Below are 18,789 nucleotides of genomic sequence, written 5' to 3' on the forward strand. Positions count from 1 at the left end.
AGGGGCCGGTGCGCAAGGGTGGCACCAGCCCCTTTCTGCCTCTCGGGTGGCTGCACTTGCGCCCGGGTTCAGCACAGGATTTAATACGGCCATGCGATGGCGTCAGCCAGCGTGGCAGTGAGGCGGTCTTCGAACAACAAAACGAATCGTGCAAGCCGGTGCGCTCCGATGTGGGTGCGTTGGCACGGTAACGGCGTGGGCCCAGATCTCACCGGCTACGGCGAGTCACCCGAAACGGAGAAGAGCATGAAAGCCAGCACCATCGCGGAACGGGAGGCCATTGGCCGGGCGGCGCGCGAACATTCGAAGCGTTCGAGTCATCGCACGGTGGGCGAAATCCATCGCAATCCGGTCGATCTTCTCAAGCAAAGCAGCGAAGGGCGGGTTCAGAAACTCGTGCCGTTGCGCTACGGTCGCATGGGCGTGTCGCCATTCACGTTCTTTCGCGGCAGCGCGATCATTCAGGCTCACGATCTGGGCCACCTTCCCGATACCGGCCTCGTCATGCCGATCTGCGGGGACGGCCATCTAATGAACTTCGGCGGTTTTGCGACGCCCGAACGGCAACTCATATTCGATCTGAACGACTTCGACGAAGTGGCGATCGGCCCCTTCGAATGGGACCTCAAGCGCTTGACTGCCAGTCTCGTGGTAGCCGCGCGGCATATGCGCCTGAGTCGCGGTTTCGCGGGCGATCTGGTGATGACAGCGGTAAACGAGTACCGTGACCGCATGACGCAGTATGCGCAATGCGGCTCGCTGGAGTTGTGGTACGAACGCATTTCGTTCGAACGGATGGCTGAAACGGCGTTGACGCCCGAGCGTCGCCGCACGGTCAGGCGCGGCATGGAAAAGGCCGCGGGGCGCACCCAGGAAAGCATGCTGGACAAGATGTGCGAACACGACGGCGACAAGCTGACCATTCGCGATGCGCCGCCCGGACTCTTTCACGTACACGGCACGAATACGATGTTCGAGGCCGAAGACGACTGGTTCACGCTCGGCGACTGGCGCAAGCTGATCGGCCCGATGTACGGCGAATATCTGAAGACGCTGAGCCACGACCGGCGCGAACTGCTCAGCCATTTTTCGATGCAGGACCTGGTGTTCAAGGTGGTCGGCGTGGGCAGCGTGGGCACACGCTGTCTGGTGCTGCTCAATACGGATCACATCGGCAAGCCGCTCTTTTTGCAGATCAAGGAAGCGCGTCAGTCGGTGATCGCGCAGTACTTTAAAGGCCAGACCATCCATCACGATGGCGAACGCGTCGTGCGCGGCCAGCGGGTGTTGCAGGCAGCGAGCGATATTTTCCTCGGCTGGTCGACTGGTCCATCGGGCCGGCATTTCTATTTCCGGCAACTGCGCGACATGAAGCTCTCGGCGAACATCGAACTGTTCGATAACGACCTGCTGCTGGGTTACGCAAAGCTGTGCGGATGGGTCATGGCACGAGCGCATGCGAAAGCGAGCGGCAAGGCGATCGAGCTCAGCGCGTATATTGGCCGCGGCGATCAGTTCGGCGAGGCTTTGAGCGAGTACGCGTTCGGGTACGCGGACCAGGTCGAGAAGGACTACGATCTATTCATGAAAGCCTGCCGTAGCGGTGAACTCGAAGCGCGTGGCGACGAGGACCTGGCGGCGGATTTCCGTCTGTAGCCCGGTTCGATTCAACTTACCGAGAAGTGCACGCGCACAACCTGATCGCTTTCAACCGGGTGGCCGTTTTCCATCGCAGGGAAGAAGCGCCAGCGGTGTAAGGTCTCCAGCAGAATCTGATTGAGCCGCGGATTTTGCGTTGGCTTCACCAGTGCGACGTCGAAGGTACCGTCTGCGCGTACCTTGAAGTGGGCGACGGCGGTGACCTGATAGCCCTGTTCGCGCAGATCGTCGGGCAATGCCGGCATGGGTTGCGAGAGCAGGCGCGCCTCGTTGGTGCCGGATGATGCGGATGATGCCGCGGAGGCCGTACGGTTCAGCGGCGTTGCTGGCGCACTCGATGCAGCTTGCGCGGCTTCCATCGCCGGTGCTTGCACCGAAGCCGGAGCCGATTGATCGTGCGTGGCCGGTGCTTGCGCCGAAGCCGCAGGTGGTTGATCGTGCGTGGCCGGCGCCGCTGGCGAGCGTGGCGCTTCGCGCTGCGGCGTTGTGGGCGTGGGAGCGTTGCGCAGTGGGGCTACGTGCGCGAGTGGCTGTGGCTGTGGCTGAACCTGCACCGGGCTCGACGGACGCTTCACTGCCTGCGGCGGCGGTGCCGCGTAAGCATGCGCCACTGCGGCAGCAGATTCCGCTGGCACTGGTGGCGTCAGTTCAACCAGACGCATCTCGATGGTCGTTAGCACCGTGCGGGGCGCAGTCTTGCGGCTCGAAAGCCAGTCCACGGAATGCACGAGCGGCGCGAGGCATAGCATTGCAGCCAACAGAACGGCTAAAGGGAATCGCACGCGCTCGCGGTCGGCGAGTGCCAGCAGTTGCTGCAAGCCGCTATTCACGATGCACGGCAACAAGAAAATGTTCGGCGCCGGCCCGGCGAGCGGCCAGCATGGCCTGCACCACGACACCATGCGATGCGTGATCGTCAGCGGCTACCACTACTTTGGCATCGGGGCGCAGCAGGCGCGCGACAGTCGGCGTGATCTGATCGAGTCGCACGGCCTGCTGATTGATAAATACCTGGTTAGCCTGATTGACCGAGAGGGTCAGCGGTTTGTCCTGCGTTAGGGGCTGCGCGTGTCCTTGCGGCAGGTTGATCCGCACCGCGTCGAGACGCTGCATGGCCAGCGAGGTCAGCATGAAAGTGGCCAGCAGAAAGAACATCACGTCGATCATGGGAATGATTTCGATGCGGCCGCGCTTCGAGCGGCGTGAGCGCCGCAGTTTCATGCTGACCGCCCCGCGCTTTCGCTGGCAAGGCGCAACTCGCTAAGGGCTTCGTTGGCGAACGATTCGAGTTCGTCCATCAACCGGTCGATGCGGCGCGAAAAGAAGTTGAACGCAAACAGCGCGACGAGGGCGATGACGAGACCAATCGCCGTCGCGATCAAAGCCTGCGCGACGCCGCCGGTCACACCCGGCGGGTTGACCAGGCCGTCACCGCCGATCAGCCTGAACGAATGCATCATGCCGACGATCGTGCCCAGCAGACCTAGCAATGGCGCTGCCGTCACGATCGTTTCGAGTAGCCACAGGCCGCGGCCCATGTCGCGCTCGATTCGCGCGGCGGCGGCTTCGACCCGAGTTTCGATGCGCCACAACGGGCCCCGCGTGTCGTCGAGCAGGCGGCCGATCCGGCTAAAGGCATGCTGTCGCGGCAAGCCGCTGGGAAGCTTCGCTCTGCCAGGCACATCAGTGGCCGCTGCGGCGCTCAGCGATTCCGGCATACGCGCAAACCGCCAGAACGCATAAGTCCGATCGAGCGTGATGGCAAGCGCGACAATCGCCAGCACGGTCAGCGGATAAATCACCCAGCCGCCGAGGCGTGCGACATCGGCGAGATTGGTCCAGTCGTTCATGGTGAAACTCCTTCGGTTGCCTTGCTGTCACCCGCGAGATCAGAACCGCTTGGTGAGGCCGGCATAAATGGCGCGCTGCGGGCCATACTGCGGCGCTTCAACGCCGATACCCGAACCATCGCGCAGTTCATACACGCTGTTGATCGCATTGATCAGCACGAGACGGGCATCGAATTTGCCGACGATCGATACGTCGAAATGCTGGATCACAGCGAGATTCAGTTGTCCGTACCACGGTAGCTTGTCGGTATTCGCAAAGCCGCTACGCAGGCCGCTGCCGACTATCGCATCGGCCGTGAAAGTGGTCCTGCCGAGGTCATAGGCGCCGCCGAGCGAAACGGTCATACGCTGGTCGTGATCGAGGAACACCCAGTTGCTGGCAATAAACGAGAGTTCGGCCGCGCTGAAGTTGAACTGCGCCGAATCGACGTCCTTGCCCTGCGCCCGGCTATACGCCAGATTCAGATACGCGGAGACGTTGCCCTGCTTGTAGTTGCTGGTGAATTCGAGTCCGTAGACGCGGCCGTACTGGTAGTTGAACGGCGTGAAGATCAGCGCTGTGCCGAATTGGCCTTCATCCAGCAGGTTGCTTGCGATCTTGTAGTACGCGTCGAGCCCGACGGTGAGCGCTGGTGTGACGCGTTGCGTGACGCCGATATCGAAATAGTCGCTGCGCTCGGGTTGTACCGGACTGTCCTGAGTGACTTCGCTCTGATTGGTGGTGCCGTTAAAGCGCGTGATAGTCGAAGCCGAGACCAGTTCGAAATCAGGCGGTGTGAAGTAGCGCGAATAGCCGGCGTGCAGCGTAGTGGCGTTGGTCGGCGTGAACACGAGGCCGATGCGCGGGCTCAACTGGTTCGCATGCACGTACTCGTCCATGCCGTCGTAGCGCAGACCGTAGTTCAGCGTGAGCTTGCTGTTGAGCTTCCATTCGTCCTGCAGATAGGCGCTATACAGATAGCCGGTGCTCGCGCCCGAATCGTTAATGGTGAAGGGGACGTCCGAAAGCGGGTTGCCATTGGCGTCGGTTGGGAACACGGCGACGCTGTCGTTGAACACGGCGTGTTCCTGTTCGAGCCACGCACCGCCGCGCAGCGTGTGGGTGTTGTTGAGCCGGAACGTCGTGTCGGCCTGCACGCCCTCTGCCTGGTTGCTGCGGAAGTCCGTCGACGCCACGCCGTTGAACATCAGATCGCCCACCGGGTCCGGATTGAACTGGGTGCGCGTGTATCGGGTGAATAGCGACACCTGATAGTCGAGCGCGTCGCCGTTGGTGCCTTGCAACGCCAGCACGGCGAAGTTGTTCAGTTCCGATTGCGTTTCGTTGAGATTGGCGGAATTGAAAGACGTCTGGCGAGCAAGTGCGAAATTGGTTGGCAAGCCTGGCGTGTTGGGCAGTTCGAACTGGTTGGCGGCCGTGCCCGCCATCAACGTCACACGCGTGAGCGGGTTGATGATGTACGACAGATAGCCGAAGCCGTTGCCGAGGCGCGTGTGATCGTGCAGCGGACTGCCGTCCGACGTCGGCGCTTCGATGCCGAGGTTGTTCACCCCGAGCGTGCCGGTGAAGAAATAGCTTAGCGGTCCTTGCGAACCGTACACGTCGGCGCTGCTTTGCAGCGTCTGATGGCTGCCGCCGTACACGTCGACGGAACCGCCGTTGCCGAGGTCGCCCGATTTGGTCGTGATGTCGACGATCCCAGCGGTTTTATAGCCGTATTGCGCAGGCAACGCGCCGGTGATCAGGTTCACCTGATCGATGATATGCGTATCGAGCGACTGCCCGAAGCCGCTAATCGGCTCGGGAATGATGATGCCGTTGATCCGGTATTGCAGGTCGGCGTGATCGCCGCGCACATGGAGCTGGCCATACGAATCGTTCGCGACTCCTGGTGCCTGCAGCAGAACCTGGTTGATCGGTGTGTTGTCGCCTTGCGGCAGCGCCTGGATGTCCGCTTGCGTGAAACGGTAGACGCTTGCGCCGACTGCTGGCTGCAGGCCGTTACGGGCCACGTCGAGACGTTGCGCCTGAACGTTGACATCCATCGCGCTGCCTTTTTCGAGCGCGATCTTCAACGGGTGAGGCGTGCTGCCGTCGACGGTAGCGAGGCTGGAATTGGCGCCAAACCCCTTGGCGCCGGCCGTGACGGCATAGGTGCCCGGCTGGACAACAGGCAACACGAAACTGCCGTCGTGGTTCGTGTGTGTTTGCGCAAGCGTATGGCCGTCGGAATCCTGCAAGGAAACGGCGGCGTTTTCGAGCGCATGCCCTTGCGTATCGGTGACGACGCCTGTCACGGGCGCGCCCCCCGATACAGCAAGGACATGCAGGGAAAGGGTCTGCGCAAACAGCAGCAAGGCGGCACGCGAAATGAGTGTGTGATGTTTCATGTTCTTGTTATGCGGGTGGGAATCCTCGTGTCGCATCGTGCGAGTTCGCGCTGCGTGGCAGCCGAGTCCAGCGTGCGATTTTGTGAAATGTTATAACATAACAAATAAATTTGGCAATCGTCCACTTGAGCGGACGAGGCGGGTCGGCACAAAGGTTGGAGCCAACGCTGCGCGAGGCGGGCCGGCGCGCAGGCTGCGGCCAGCGTCGAGCCTGTTGAGTCAATTGGCCCGCAGACTTCGCTGCCGGCGTGGCGCAGACGTGGTACGTTTGACGCGATTCATCTGATTCATCTGATTCATCTGATTCATCTGATTCATCTGCTTCGTCCGATTCGTTTGCAAGGAGACAGGTTGTGACCGCAACAAACAAGGTAGCGCTGGTAACCGGCGCGGGCAGCGGCATCGGCCGTGCGACGGCGCTTAGACTGCTCGAACACGGCTATCGCGTGGTGCTGACCGGGCGCCGTCAGACGCCGCTCGACGAACTCGCCGCCGAGGCGCAGCAACGCGGCGCGGACGCGCTCGCCGTGGCCTGTGATGTCAGCGATGCGGCGAGCGTCGCCGCGCTCTTCGACGCGATCCGCCAGCGCTATGGCCGCCTCGATGTGCTGTTCAACAACGCCGGACGCGGCGGTCCGCCGGTCGAGATCGACGAGCTCAGCGTCGAAGATTGGCGCGCCGTGGTCGACACCAACCTGACCGGCGTGTTTCTCTGCACCCGTGCGGCTTTCGGCATGATGAAGACACAGACGCCGCAGGGCGGACGCATCATCAACAACGGTTCGATCTCGGCTCACGCGCCGCGCCCGAACAGCATTGCCTACACGTCGACCAAACACGCGATTACCGGCCTGACCAAATCGGTGTCGCTCGACGGCCGTAAATACGACATTTGCTGCGGGCAGATCGACATCGGCAATGCGGCCACCGAGATGGCCGCGCGCATGGCGCGTGGCGTGCCGCAGGCCAACGGCGAGATCGCGATCGAGCCGCTCATGGATGTGGAACTGGTCGCCGACGCGGTCTTGCATATGGCGGAGCTGCCGCTGTCCGCGAACGTGCAGTCGATGACGATCATGGCGACCAAGATGCCGTTTGTCGGACGGGGGTAAGGCGGCGCGACCGGGAATGCCGGCGCGCAGCGAGCGACGGGACGGTCACCTCAAGGGGCATCGTCCCGGCCGTCCATCTGCGGCGAAAAGCTGTGATCGCAATCGGCGTCGCACACAGCACGCCACCCTTGAGATCAACTTATACTGACTGACTCCCGTTACCCGGATAGCGCCGTGTCTCGAGCTTTGCCGTTGGACAAACCACGCGACCCGCAGCAGGACCACGCGCTCGACGATCCACCGCCGGTGCCCCCTGTGCGGCCCGGCCTCGACGATTGCTGTCACAGCGGATGCAACCCGTGCGTGTTCGACCTGTACGACGACGCGCTGGAGCGCTATCAGACCGCGCTTGCGCAATGGCAGGCGCGCCAGCCGCGGCCTGCCGCCGGGGCACGCGGCCACCGGCGTTAAGGCGACCCGGAGTGTGTCCATGCTCGCGGGCATCAAGCCAAGCCCTGCAACCTGAAACGCAACGTAAACCCGCCTATCCTCGACAGTCCGCACTTATGACCGACCTTCAGGCCGCCCCGATGCAAACGCCCGCGCTGGATGAACTCCATGAGTTCGTCCAGCGTCACCCGCGTCTGTTTGTGCTGACGGGCGCGGGAATCAGCACCGACTCCGGCATTCCCGGCTATCGCGACGAAAACGGCGAGTGGAAGCGTTCGCCGCCGATCACCTTGCAGGAGTTTCTCGGCTCGCTTGCGGCGCGGCAACGCTATTGGGCGCGCAGCATGATTGGCTGGCCGGTGGTGGCCGAGGCCCGGCCGAACGACGCGCATCGTGCGTTGGCCAGGCTCGAAGCGGCCGGGCATGTGCCGACTCTCGTCACACAAAACGTCGATGGCCTGCATCAGCGCGCGGGCAGCAGCGACGTGATCGAACTGCACGGCAGCATCGGCGCGGCGACCTGTCTGGATTGCGGCACGCGGCATGCCCGCGCGACGATCCAGCAGACGCTCGAAGCCGACAACCCCGCGTTGCTCGACGTAGTCGCCGAGCCCGCCGCCGACGGCGACGCGCACCTCGAATGGCACGACCTCGGCGGCTTTCGCATTCCTGCGTGTCCGAATTGCGGCGGCCTGCTGAAACCTTCGGTGGTGTTCTTTGGCGAGAACGTGCCGCGTGTGACGGTCGACGAGGCCACCCGCGCGCTCGAAGCGGCCGATGCCATGCTGGTGGTCGGTTCGTCGCTGATGGTCTATTCGGGCTATCGCTTCTGCGTGTGGGCGCAAAAGATGGGCAAACCGATCGCCGCAATCAATCTCGGCCGTACGCGCGCCGATCCGTTGTTGTCGTTGAAGATCGCCGCGCCCTGCGCCGACACGCTGACCGCACTCGCCGCGCGTCTCGCGCTGGATTGAGCGCCCTCGCCATATCGCCCGCAGATCGCCGATAATGGAACGCCGCTTGCCGCGCCGACCCTGTATCCGACCGTCGCGACGAACCCCTCGGCGAAAGACTACGCACCGGCCTTGACTGACATGACCCTACCCGATCCCACGCTGCGCCAGCATGCCCCCGCCGCCGAACGCAATCGCGAGCCGATCCTCGCCGTCTTGCGGCAGGTGTTGCCCGCGAGCGGCGTGGTGCTTGAAATCGCCAGCGGCAGCGGTCAGCACGTGACACATTTTGCGGCGGCGCTGCCCGGACTCATCTGGCAGCCGAGCGACCCCGACGTCCACGCCCGCGAGTCGATTGCCGCGTGGACCGCGCATAGCGGCCTCGCCAATGTGCGCGCGCCGCTCGAACTGAGCGTCGAACGCGCCTCGTGGGGCATCGACGCAGCGCAAGCGGTGGTCTGCATCAATATGATTCACATCTCGCCGTGGACAGCCACCGAGGCATTGTTCGACGGCGCGAGCCGCCTGCTCGACAGCGGCGGTGTACTGTATCTGTACGGGCCCTACCGGCGGCACGGCGCGCATACGGCGCCGAGCAACGAAGTGTTCGACCAGCATCTGCGCGAGCGCAATCCGGCGTGGGGCGTCCGGAATATGGAAGCCGTGGTGGCGCTCGGCGAAGCACAAGGGCTCACATGCAGGGAACCGGTCGGCATGCCGGCCAACAATTTCAGTCTGGTGCTGACGAAACGCTAGCGCGCCAGGCGGGTCTGAAGGGAGATTCAAACGCGGGGGCTCCGTGTGGGCCCGTTAGCGAGCGGCAATCGGCCATTTCTTTTATGCTTTCATCCTCGACATCCCGCCAACGTCAATTGCGGCGCGGCGTCACGACAATCTGGAAATCTGGAGAATTCAAATGGGCAAACAGGCAATCGGCGTAGTGGGGCTAGCGGTCATGGGCCGTAATCTGGCACTCAACATCGAGAGCCGCGGCCATGCGGTGTCCGTGTACAACCGCAGCCGCGAGAAAACCGATGAACTGATCGCAGAATATCCGGACCGTAAGCTGGTGCCGACCTTCACGCTCGAAGAGTTTGTCGATTCGCTGGAGAAACCGCGCCGCATCCTGATGATGGTCAAGGCCGGTGCCGGTACCGACGACACCATCAACCTGCTCAAGCCGCTGCTGGACAAGGGCGACATCCTGATCGACGGCGGCAATACACATTTCACCGACACGATTCGCCGCAACCAGGAACTCGCCAAGGCCGGCCTGCATTTCATCGGCACGGGTGTGTCGGGCGGTGAAGAAGGTGCGCTCAAAGGTCCGTCGATCATGCCAGGCGGTCAACGCGACGCCTACGACCTGGTCGCGCCGATCCTCACCGAAATCTCCGCCAAGGCGCCGGACGGCGAACCGTGCGTCGCCTACATGGGGCCGGACGGTGCGGGGCACTTCGTGAAAATGGTGCACAACGGCATCGAATACGGCGATATGCAGTTGATCGCCGAAAGCTATGCGGTGTTGAAGCAGGTGCTCGGTCTGTCGAACAAGGAACTGGGCGAGGTCTACACCGAATGGAATACGGGCGAACTCGACAGCTATCTGATCGAAATCACCTCGAAGATTTTCAGCAAGAAGGATGACGAAACGGGCAAGGATCTGGTCGACGTGATCCTCGACCGTGCGGCGCAAAAGGGCACCGGCAAGTGGACCAGCCAGAACGCGCTCGATCTCGGCGTGCCGCTGCCGCTGATTACCGAATCGGTATTCGCGCGCGTGCTGTCGTCGCTGAAAACCGAACGCGTGGCCGCGAGCAAGGTCATCAAGGGACCGGAAACCAAAGCGTTCGAGGGCGACCGCGCCGCGTTTATCGAATCGGTGCGCCGCGCGTTGTATTTCAGCAAGGTGATCTCGTATGCGCAGGGCTTCGCGCAATTGCGGGCCGCTTCGCAAGAGTACAAATGGGATCTGGACTTCGGCACGATCGCGAAGATCTTCCGCGCGGGCTGCATCATCCGCGCCCGCTTCCTGCAAAAGATTACCGATGCCTATACGAAGGACAAGCAGATTGCCAATCTGCTGCTCGATCCGTACTTCAACGACATCGCGTCGAACTACCAGTCCGCACTGCGCGATGTGGTGATTGCGGCGATCAAGGCCGGCGTGCCGGTGCCGGCGTTTGCCTCGGCGGTGGCGTACTTCGACGCCTATCGCTCGGAACGTGTGCCGGCCAACCTGGTGCAGGCGCAGCGCGACTTCTTCGGTGCGCATACGTTCGAACGCGTCGACAAGCCGGGTAGCTTCCACGCCAACTGGTCCTGAGCACAGCCGGACTTCGGTATGCGGTAAAAGACGCCGGCCAGGCAATCTGGTCGGCGTTTTGCGTTTTGGCGTCGGTTCGGTCGGTCTGTAGCGGCAGAGCCTGCCAGCCTGCGGCGGCGCTACTCAGTGCAACATGCGTCGGCGACGCCCGATATCGTCGAATAGCTCGTTGCTGGGTTCGAGTGCGAGCAGCCACGACTCGTCGTAGCCGCTGAGGTTGTCGAGCGCTTCGCGCAAGCGCTCGAGCGCGAGAGCGGGAATCTCGACGCTGGCCTCGACGCCGCTCGAGAGGCCGGCAACGCTGGCGAGCTGGACCAGCGCGTCAGCCGCTTCGGCCACATCCGCCGCGAACACGAGGTGGGTATTGAGCAGTTCAACCAGACCTGGGGATGCCGCAACATCTTCGACGTTTAACTGCACGGCCAGAAACGTGGCTTTGTTCATCCCCGAGCTCCTCACGGACAGGACATGGCGGCGAGCGGTTCGCCTGCGGTGCGTTGCTTCAGCAAGACCCAGTATAGGCGAGGCAATGCGGGATTCAATGATCACACGAATCGGGCTGACGCGCGGCGCGACGGCGCGAGGCGTAGGCAGCAGGCGGCGCGCCCTATAATGGCGCGAGAAGATTTTTCCGGCCGGGTTTCGTAGCGGGCCTGCACAAGCTGGTTTGGCGAGGCTTTCACGGCTGCTTCTGTGCAGCGCAGCATGACTTTGCATGGACTGGCCGTGCCGGCCGGCATGCCCGATCATCATGAAGATTATCCGTAGCAAGACATTTACGGCGGAGCGTCCGTGGGGTGCACTCGATATCGCCAACATGCGGGGCATTACCACGCGCCTGCACTGGACGGATCAGCCGTACAGGTGGCATGTGAATCACGGCGAGGAAGTCTTTGCTGTCCTCGACGGCCGGGTGGAGATGCGCTACCGCGAAGCGGGCGAGGAACGTTCTGTGCTACTGGAGACGGGCGATGTGTTCTTTGCGTCGGTGGGCACCGAGCATGTCGCTCATCCGTTGGGCGAAGCGCGCATTCTCGTGGTCGAATCCGAGGGCAGTGTTTGAGCGGCGCGAACGAGGTTGATTCGGAGCGCGAACCAAATGCGGCTGTCACGGAGCGACCAAGGTTGCACGCCGCTCGTGCCGTGGACAAACGGCGTCAGAGAGGCGTCGCCAGTACAGCGTGTTGAAGTGCGCTGGTCGCGCCGCAGCGGCCACGGCGCCTACGCCTGAAGATTGGATTGACTCACGTGCCGAGGATGATCAGATGACAGAAAAATCGCAACGTGCAGCTTCGCAGGTTCTGATGGCTGCGTCGGTCGTGGCCGCGCTCAGCGGTTGCGCGATGACGCCTTGGGGCGACAGTTCCTCGTATAACGGCGCGTCCGGGAGCTATCAGACCAGCAACGTACCAACCGGGCAGGTGGCCGCGGGCTATTACCGCGTCAATCCCGGCGATACCTTGCCGGGCATCGCCGCCGCGTACGGCCAGCGTCCGCAGGATCTGGCGCGCTGGAACGGTCTGCAGCCCAACGCCAGCGTCACGGTTGGCGAGGTGCTGCGGGTAGCGCCGCCGCCGGGCGCCGTGGCGCCGCCTGCGCTGCCTCCGCAAAATCCGCCAGGTGCCCAACAGGGCGTGCCGGGTGCGCCGGGCGCGCCTGGTACAGCGGGCGCCGGCGCGGTCGCACAGCAGGGCATGTTGACATGGCCGCTGCGCGGGCCGGTACTCAAGGGCTTTGCGCCGGGTAGCAGCAAGGGCATCGTGATCGGCGGCAGGCTGGGCGATCCGGTCAAGGCTGCGGCCGCGGGACGTGTGGTCTACGCGGGCAGCGGTATCGAGGCGTACGGGCCGTTGATCATCATCAAGCACAGCGACACGCTGATTACCGCATACGGCCAGAACGGCACCTTGCTGGTCAAGGAAGGCGATGCCGTCACGCAAGGGCAGGTCATCGGCGAGGTCGGCGCGGATAGTCGCGGTGTGGCATCCATCCAGTTCGAGGTGCGCCAGGACGGGCATCCTGTCGATCCGCTCGCGTGGCTGCCGAAGTCGGGCGGGTAAATCCGACGATCCGATGAGAGCGGCCGGGGGCGCAGTTTTTACACATGGTTTTCAGCGTCTTCGGAATTGAATACACTCGGTGATTCACGCGCCGCACTCCCACGCCAGGTCGCAGCGGAAGCCAAGCCTGGCCGAGGCGCTCTCTCACACAGGAATGTCAGATGATCGATTTGCGCAGCGATACCGTTACCCGTCCGAGTCAGGCCATGCTGACTGCCATGACCTCCGCCGAAACCGGCGATGACGTGTGGGGCGACGACCCGACCGTATTGCGTCTGCAAGCCACCGTAGCCGAGCGCGCGGGCAAGGAAGCGGGGCTGTTCTTCCCGAGTGGCACGCAAAGCAACCTGGCCGCGCTGATGGCGCATTGCGCGCGCGGCGACGAATACATCGTCGGCCAGGCGGCTCACACGTACAAGTACGAGGGCGGCGGTGCCGCGGTGCTGGGCAGCATCCAGCCGCAGCCAATCGAGAATGCCGCCGACGGCTCGCTGCCGCTCGAGAAGATCGAGGCCGCCATCAAACCCATCGACGACCACTTTGCGCGCACGCGCCTGCTGGCGCTCGAGAATACGATCGGCGGCAAGGTCCTGCTGGCGGGGTATGTGGCCGAAGCGGTCCGGCTCGCCCGCGAGTATCAGCTGGCCACGCACCTGGACGGCGCGCGCGTCTGCAATGCCGCAGTCGCGTCCGGCCAGCCGCTGGCGGCGCTGTGCGAACCGTTCGATTCGGTGTCGATCTGCTTCTCGAAAGGGCTAGGGACGCCGGTCGGCTCGGTGCTGGTCGGCAGCAAGGCGCTGTTGCAGAGTGCGCATCGGTGGCGCAAGGTGCTGGGCGGCGGCATGCGTCAGGCCGGCGTGCTGGCGGCGGCCTGCCTTTACGCGCTGGATCACAACGTCGAACGGCTCGCGGAAGATCATGCCAACGCCGCACATCTGGCCGCGGGGCTCGCGCAGATCGATCAGGTCAAGGTGCTGTCGCAGGCCACCAATATGGTGTTCGCGCAATTTCCCGCGCAGCACTGCGCGCCGCTCGAAGCCTGGTTGAAAGAACGCGGCATCCTCACGCAGATGCTATATGCGTCGCGCTTTGTGACGCATATGGACGTATCGCGCGCGGACATTGACACCTTCCTCGCCGCAGCGAAGGGCTATTTCGCCGCGCATTGACGCAAGGCGCCGCCGCAGCGCGGCCAATCCCTTGCTACCTGGCCGATGAAGGTGCGGCCGCGCCCGTGCGATGCGACGGTGCGAACAGGCGCAAGCCGCTGGCAATGCTCGCGGCGCCAGCGAATACCGCACCGGCCGTCAGCGCCAGTGTCGGTCCATGCCGGCCGGCAATGCCGAAGCTCAGCGCGACCAGCGCCGCGCCTGTCGTTTGTCCCAGCAAACGCGCGGTCGCAATGATGCCGCTGGCGCCGCCGCTGCGTTCGGGCGGCGCGCTGGCCATCAACGCTTTCAGATTCGGCGACTGGAAAAAGCCAAACCCCGCCCCGCAGACTGCCATCCGGATGCCGATGTCCAGCACCTGCGGATGCGCCGGCAAGAGCGCGAGCGACGCCATGCCCGCAGACAGCACCGCCAGCCCGATGGCACCTAGCAAGCCCGGCGGATAGCGATCTGACAGACGTCCCGCAAAGGGCGCCGCCAACGCGACCACGACCGGCCACGGCGTCATCAGAAAGCCGGTCTCGACCTGGCTGCGGTGCAGCACATCCTCGAAATAGAACGGCAGCGACACGAAGGCGAGGCCTTGCGCGGCGAATGAGCAGACCGCGGTCACCGCCGACAGCGCAAAGACCGGCAGCTTGAACAGATCGACGGGGAGCATGGGCGCCGGGTGGCCGGCTTCGCGCCGCATCAGCAGCAGCCCGAACACAAGCGCGACCGCCGCCGCGCCCAGCACATACTGGGCGGGCTCGCGCTGTGCCGCTTCGCCGAGCGCGAAGATCAGCGCCGCGAACGTGATGACGTTGAGAAGGGCGGCAACCCGGTCGAATTGATGCGTGCCGCGCGTGGTGTGAGGCAGCGCGGGCAGGGCGAACGTCAGGGCGATGACGCCCAGCGGCACATTGACCGCGAACAGCCAGGGCCAGGTGGCGAGCGACAGGATCAGCGAAGCCACTGTCGGCCCGACCGCGAACGACACCCCCACCACCAGCGCATTGAGCCCCAACCCGCGCCCAAGCCGATGCGGTGGGAACAGGTAGCGAATCAGCGCGGTATTGACGCTCATGATCGCGCTGGCGCCGAGGCCCTGCAGCACCCGCGCCGCGGCGAGCAGCGGCAGCGTGCCGGACACCGAACAGGCCAGCGACGCCACCGTAAACACCGCGATCCCAGCAATATAGATGCGCCGATGGCCGACGATATCGCCGAGTGCGGCGAGCGGCAGCAAGGTTGCGACCATCGCGAGCTGGTAAGCGTTGATGATCCAGACCGAGGCGGCGGGCGCCGCGTGCAGGTCGGCGGCGATGGCCGGCAGGGCGGTGTTGGCGATGGCGGTGTCGAGCGTGGCGAGCGCGACGGCCAGCATGATTGCCGCCATCGCGCGACGGTTGCTGGCTGACATCGGGGCATCGTCAGGCGGTGCGTAATCGGGTGAAAGCGGTGTCTTCGCGGACAAGGGCTGGGCTCATCGGGTGGCGCACGTTCCTTGGCGAAGCAGCCAGGAGCGCCTCGCGGGATCGGTGAAATCGCGCGGATTGAAAGGGTGATGCGGATTGAAACAGGCTGCCGGACGTGTATGAGCCGACGCGCTGCTAATGGACAGATTGTTACAGAGCCGGCGAAATCCTGCTGGCGGCCCGGCAAGGTCACGCAGCGTAACGCGGCAACCTGGGGCTCGCACAGATGCAGTTTTATCGAATCAAACGCAACTAACGGTCAGGCCCAGCCGGCGTCCTCAAACACCAGCCTTTGCGGCATGAATGAAACTCAGGAGGGCGAACCCGCTCCCACAGCGAGGCCCGCGAGCCTTCCCCACCCACGCGAATCCGTCAACCCCACGGCCCGCCGAACCCTTAGCTCAACGAAGCCAGCAAAATCGCCAGCTTGCGAATATGCGCCTTGAATGCTTCCGTCGTATCGCGCTCGTGCCCAGCACTCAAATGCGGTGCCTCGGCAAGTTCGACCTGTTGCTGGAATTCATCAGCAATCCGGCGACGTGTCTCCGGCGGCAGGGCGCGAATCAGCGAAACCAGCAGCAGTTCCTGGGCGTGGAACATTCCGAGCATGGATTGTGCGTTCATCTCGACCTCCGTCGATGCAGGATGAAGAGGACCGGCGCGGTGTATGCGTGCATCGAGCACGTGTTCGCGGATATGTCGTCTTCTTCCTCCATACTAGTGCAGGCAAGCCGGTCAATTGAGGCGTGCTTGCACCGTATCTGTGCCTGACGTGCCGTGCGCGGCCTTGTATCCCACCGCGTGAAGGCAGGCTGTGCGCAATGCCGTGGGCCGCGTGTCCCGGTGACGGGAAGTTGGAAATGTCCTACTCTGCATATTTACCCGCCTGACCGGCGCGCGCCTCCCGTCCGTCAATTGTGCGGTCCGCGTATGCCGAGTCGCACTTACCGGAGGCTTCAATGACGGCCGTGGATCTGGAGTTTGACCAGCTCAACAGCACTGTCGATGCGCTACGGCGCTCTATTTCCAACCGCATGATGTACGGCGTAGGTAAGGACGCCGTAACGGCGCGTCCACATGACTGGCTGCACGCTGCAGCGCTCGCGGTACGCGACCGTCTGGTCGCCCGCTGGATGAAAACCACGCGGCAGCAGTACGAGCAGGACGTGAAGCGCGTGTACTACCTGTCGATGGAATTCCTGATCGGCCGAACCTTCACTAACGCGTTGCTGGCGCTCGGCATTTACGAGCCGATGCGCGAGGCGCTGGCGAGCCTCGGCGTCGATATGGAAGTTCTGATCGATATGGAACCGGACGCCGCGCTCGGTAACGGCGGCCTCGGTCGCCTTGCCGCCTGCTTTCTCGATTCGATGGCGACGCTGGGCATTCCCGGTTTCGGTTACGGTATCCGTTATGAATACGGCATGTTCCGCCAGCAGATCGTCGACGGCGAGCAGGTGGAAGCGCCGGATTACTGGCTGCGTGCGGGCAATCCGTGGGAGTTTCCGCGCTCGGAGATTCAATACCTCGTGCATTTCGGCGGCCGCACGGTGCAGCGCGGCGAGCATGTCGAGTGGATCGACACCGAGCACGTCAACGCCATGGCCTACGACACGGTCATCCCCGGCTACGCGACCAGCGCGACCAATACGCTGCGCCTGTGGTCTGCTCGCGCCAGCGAAGAGCTCGATCTGTCCGCATTCAACCGTGGCGACTACCGCAGCGCCGTGGATGCGAAGACGATGTCGGAGAACGTTTCGCGCCTGCTGTACCCGGACGACTCGACTCCGGCGGGCCGCGAACTGCGGCTGCGGCAGGAGTATTTCTTCGTCTCGGCGACCATGCAGGATCTGATCCGCCGCTATCAGCGCACGCACAGCACCTTCGGACGCTTTGCCGAGAAGGTCGCGGTACATCTGAACGATACGCATCCGGTGCTGGCCATTCCCGAACTGATGCGCCTGCTCGTGGACGTGCATCATGTGCCGTGGGACAAGGCATGGCACCAGATCGAGCAGATGTTCTCGTACACCAACCACACGCTGATGCCTGAAGCGCTCGAAACGTGGGATGTCGAGACGCTCGCGCGCCTGTTGCCGCGTCATCTCGAGATCATCTTCGAGATCAACGCGCAGTTTCTCAAACACGTCAGCGAGCAATCCGGCCACGACGCGGAAATGATCCGGCGCATTTCGCTGGTGGACGAATACGGCCAGCGACGTGTGCGGATGGCGTACCTCGCGATCGTCGCGAGCCAGAAGGTCAACGGTGTGTCGAAGCTGCATTCGCAACTGATGACGCGCGATATCTTCGCAGATTTCGCGCGCATCTATCCTGAGCGCTTTACCAATGTGACCAACGGCATCACGCCGCGCCGCTGGCTGGCGCAGGCGAGTCCGTCGTTGTCGTCGCTGATCGACCGGCAGATCGGCACACACTGGCGGCGCGATCTGTTCGAGCTGGAGAAGCTGCGCGATCTGCGCAACGACAGCGGCTTCGTCGACGCGTTTCGCGAAGCGAAGCGCCAGAACAAGCTGCGCCTCGCGCAGCATCTGGCCCACCATACGCACGTCTCGTTCGATCCCAACGCGTTGTTCGATCTGCAGGTGAAACGGATCCACGAATACAAGCGGCAACTGCTCAACGTGCTGCATGTGATCGTGCGCTACAACCAGATCCGCGCGAATCCGGAACGCGACTGGGTGCCGCGTGTGGTGATGTTCGCGGGCAAGGCGGCGTCGGCTTACCGGATGGCAAAGACCATCATCAAGCTGATTGGCGACGTGAGCGAAAAGGTCAATCACGACCCGCTGATTGGCGATCGCCTGAAGGTGGTGTTCGTGCCGAACTACGGCGTGAGCGTGGCGGAGCTGATCATTCCGGCCGCCGATCTGTCCGAGCAGATCTCGATGGCGGGCACCGAAGCATCGGGCACCGGCAATATGAAGCTGGCGCTCAACGGCGCGCTGACGATCGGCACCATGGACGGCGCCAACATCGAGATTTGCGATGCGGTCGGGCGGGAGAATATCTTCATCTTCGGCCATACCGCCGACGAAGTGGATGGCTTGCGCGCCGCGGGTTATCGTCCGCGTCAGGTCTACGAAGAGAACCCCGAATTGCGCATGGCGCTCGACCAGATTCGCACCGGCTTCTTCTCACCCGACGATCCGCTGCGCTTCGCGGACATCTTCCATACGCTGGTCGATTGGGGCGATCACTACATGGTGCTGGCGGATTTCGCGGCGTTTGCCGAGGCGCAGAACAAGGTGGACGAGCGCTTCCGCGATCAGCGTGCATGGGCCGAAAGCGCAATCGAAAATGTGGCCGGCATGGGTCAGTTCTCGTCCGATCGCACGATCGGCGAATATGCTCGCAATATCTGGCACGTCAAGCCGCTCGATATTTCGTGAGGATGTAAA

Annotated in this window: 17 protein-coding genes; 10 read left to right on the forward strand and 7 right to left on the reverse strand. The window is 63.3% G+C overall.

Annotated features, from left to right (window positions below):
* The first annotated feature begins 246 nt into the window (after window positions 1–246).
* Complete coding sequence (locus tag P3T43_RS26730) at window positions 247–1,656, forward strand: DUF2252 domain-containing protein (RefSeq protein ID WP_429284011.1); 1,410 nt, start codon at window positions 247–249, stop codon at window positions 1,654–1,656.
* Window positions 1,657–1,667: 11 nt separating this feature from the next.
* On the opposite strand, the gene P3T43_RS26735 is transcribed toward P3T43_RS26730, so the two are convergent.
* The 4 genes from P3T43_RS26735 to P3T43_RS26750 are packed head-to-tail and all read right to left on the reverse strand — an operon-like array spanning window position 1,668 to window position 5,900.
* Complete coding sequence (locus P3T43_RS26735) at window positions 1,668–2,489, reverse strand: energy transducer TonB (RefSeq protein WP_429284012.1); 822 nt, start codon at window positions 2,487–2,489, stop codon at window positions 1,668–1,670.
* On the reverse strand, window positions 2,482–2,880 hold the full coding sequence (locus P3T43_RS26740) for an ExbD/TolR family protein (RefSeq protein ID WP_429284013.1): 399 nt from the start codon (window positions 2,878–2,880) through the stop codon (window positions 2,482–2,484). The genes P3T43_RS26735 and P3T43_RS26740 overlap by 8 nt, the downstream gene beginning before the upstream one ends.
* Window positions 2,877–3,509: a MotA/TolQ/ExbB proton channel family protein gene (locus P3T43_RS26745; RefSeq protein ID WP_429284014.1), complete on the reverse strand. Its 633-nt coding sequence runs from the start codon at window positions 3,507–3,509 to the stop codon at window positions 2,877–2,879. The genes P3T43_RS26740 and P3T43_RS26745 overlap by 4 nt, the downstream gene beginning before the upstream one ends.
* 39 nt (window positions 3,510–3,548) lie before the next feature.
* Window positions 3,549–5,900: a TonB-dependent receptor gene (locus tag P3T43_RS26750; RefSeq protein ID WP_429284015.1), complete on the reverse strand. Its 2,352-nt coding sequence runs from the start codon at window positions 5,898–5,900 to the stop codon at window positions 3,549–3,551.
* 353 nt (window positions 5,901–6,253) lie between these two features.
* Between P3T43_RS26750 and P3T43_RS26755 the strand changes: the two genes are divergently transcribed.
* The 5 genes from P3T43_RS26755 (at window position 6,254) to gndA (ending at window position 10,681) form a co-directional block, all read left to right on the forward strand.
* Window positions 6,254–7,012, forward strand: a complete 759-nt coding sequence (locus P3T43_RS26755) for an SDR family oxidoreductase (RefSeq protein WP_429284016.1) — start codon at window positions 6,254–6,256, stop codon at window positions 7,010–7,012.
* A 174-nt stretch (window positions 7,013–7,186) separates the two neighbouring features.
* The gene (locus P3T43_RS26760; RefSeq protein ID WP_429284017.1) at window positions 7,187–7,423 is read left to right on the forward strand and encodes an oxidoreductase-like domain-containing protein; all 237 of its coding nucleotides are present in this window, start codon (window positions 7,187–7,189) and stop codon (window positions 7,421–7,423) included.
* 95 nt (window positions 7,424–7,518) lie between these two features.
* Window positions 7,519–8,376 carry an NAD-dependent protein deacetylase gene (locus P3T43_RS26765; RefSeq protein WP_429284018.1) on the forward strand — a complete coding sequence of 286 codons (858 nt, stop codon included), beginning with the start codon at window positions 7,519–7,521 and terminating at the stop codon, window positions 8,374–8,376.
* A 120-nt stretch (window positions 8,377–8,496) separates the two neighbouring features.
* Complete coding sequence (locus P3T43_RS26770) at window positions 8,497–9,111, forward strand: DUF938 domain-containing protein (RefSeq protein ID WP_429284019.1); 615 nt, start codon at window positions 8,497–8,499, stop codon at window positions 9,109–9,111.
* A 160-nt stretch (window positions 9,112–9,271) separates the two neighbouring features.
* Window positions 9,272–10,681 carry an NADP-dependent phosphogluconate dehydrogenase gene (gene gndA / locus P3T43_RS26775; RefSeq protein WP_429284020.1) on the forward strand — a complete coding sequence of 470 codons (1,410 nt, stop codon included), beginning with the start codon at window positions 9,272–9,274 and terminating at the stop codon, window positions 10,679–10,681.
* A gap of 123 nt (window positions 10,682–10,804) precedes the next feature.
* Here the strand turns inward: gndA and P3T43_RS26780 are convergent, their stop codons facing one another.
* Window positions 10,805–11,125: a hypothetical protein gene (locus P3T43_RS26780; protein WP_429284021.1), complete on the reverse strand. Its 321-nt coding sequence runs from the start codon at window positions 11,123–11,125 to the stop codon at window positions 10,805–10,807.
* Between the two features lie 307 nt (window positions 11,126–11,432).
* Between P3T43_RS26780 and P3T43_RS26785 the strand changes: the two genes are divergently transcribed.
* The 3 genes from P3T43_RS26785 (at window position 11,433) to ltaE (ending at window position 13,910) form a co-directional block, all read left to right on the forward strand.
* On the forward strand, window positions 11,433–11,744 hold the full coding sequence (locus P3T43_RS26785) for a cupin (protein ID WP_429284022.1): 312 nt from the start codon (window positions 11,433–11,435) through the stop codon (window positions 11,742–11,744).
* A gap of 202 nt (window positions 11,745–11,946) precedes the next feature.
* Window positions 11,947–12,741 carry a peptidoglycan DD-metalloendopeptidase family protein gene (locus tag P3T43_RS26790; RefSeq protein WP_429284023.1) on the forward strand — a complete coding sequence of 265 codons (795 nt, stop codon included), beginning with the start codon at window positions 11,947–11,949 and terminating at the stop codon, window positions 12,739–12,741.
* Between the two features lie 161 nt (window positions 12,742–12,902).
* Window positions 12,903–13,910 (forward strand): low-specificity L-threonine aldolase, encoded by a 1,008-nt coding sequence (gene ltaE, locus P3T43_RS26795; protein ID WP_429284024.1) that lies wholly within the window; start codon window positions 12,903–12,905, stop codon window positions 13,908–13,910.
* A 34-nt stretch (window positions 13,911–13,944) separates the two neighbouring features.
* Here the strand turns inward: ltaE and P3T43_RS26800 are convergent, their stop codons facing one another.
* Window positions 13,945–15,312: an MFS transporter gene (locus tag P3T43_RS26800; protein WP_429284025.1), complete on the reverse strand. Its 1,368-nt coding sequence runs from the start codon at window positions 15,310–15,312 to the stop codon at window positions 13,945–13,947.
* A 451-nt stretch (window positions 15,313–15,763) separates the two neighbouring features.
* The gene (locus tag P3T43_RS26805; protein WP_429284026.1) at window positions 15,764–15,991 is read right to left on the reverse strand and encodes a hypothetical protein; all 228 of its coding nucleotides are present in this window, start codon (window positions 15,989–15,991) and stop codon (window positions 15,764–15,766) included.
* Between the two features lie 335 nt (window positions 15,992–16,326).
* Here P3T43_RS26805 and P3T43_RS26810 point away from each other — a divergent pair, with 335 nt between their 5' ends.
* Window positions 16,327–18,780 (forward strand): glycogen/starch/alpha-glucan phosphorylase, encoded by a 2,454-nt coding sequence (locus P3T43_RS26810; protein WP_429284027.1) that lies wholly within the window; start codon window positions 16,327–16,329, stop codon window positions 18,778–18,780.
* Window positions 18,781–18,789: the final 9 nt, after the last annotated feature.

It is taken from the genome of Paraburkholderia sp. GAS41 (genome assembly GCF_050436545.1).
Lineage (GTDB): Bacteria > Pseudomonadota > Gammaproteobacteria > Burkholderiales > Burkholderiaceae > Paraburkholderia.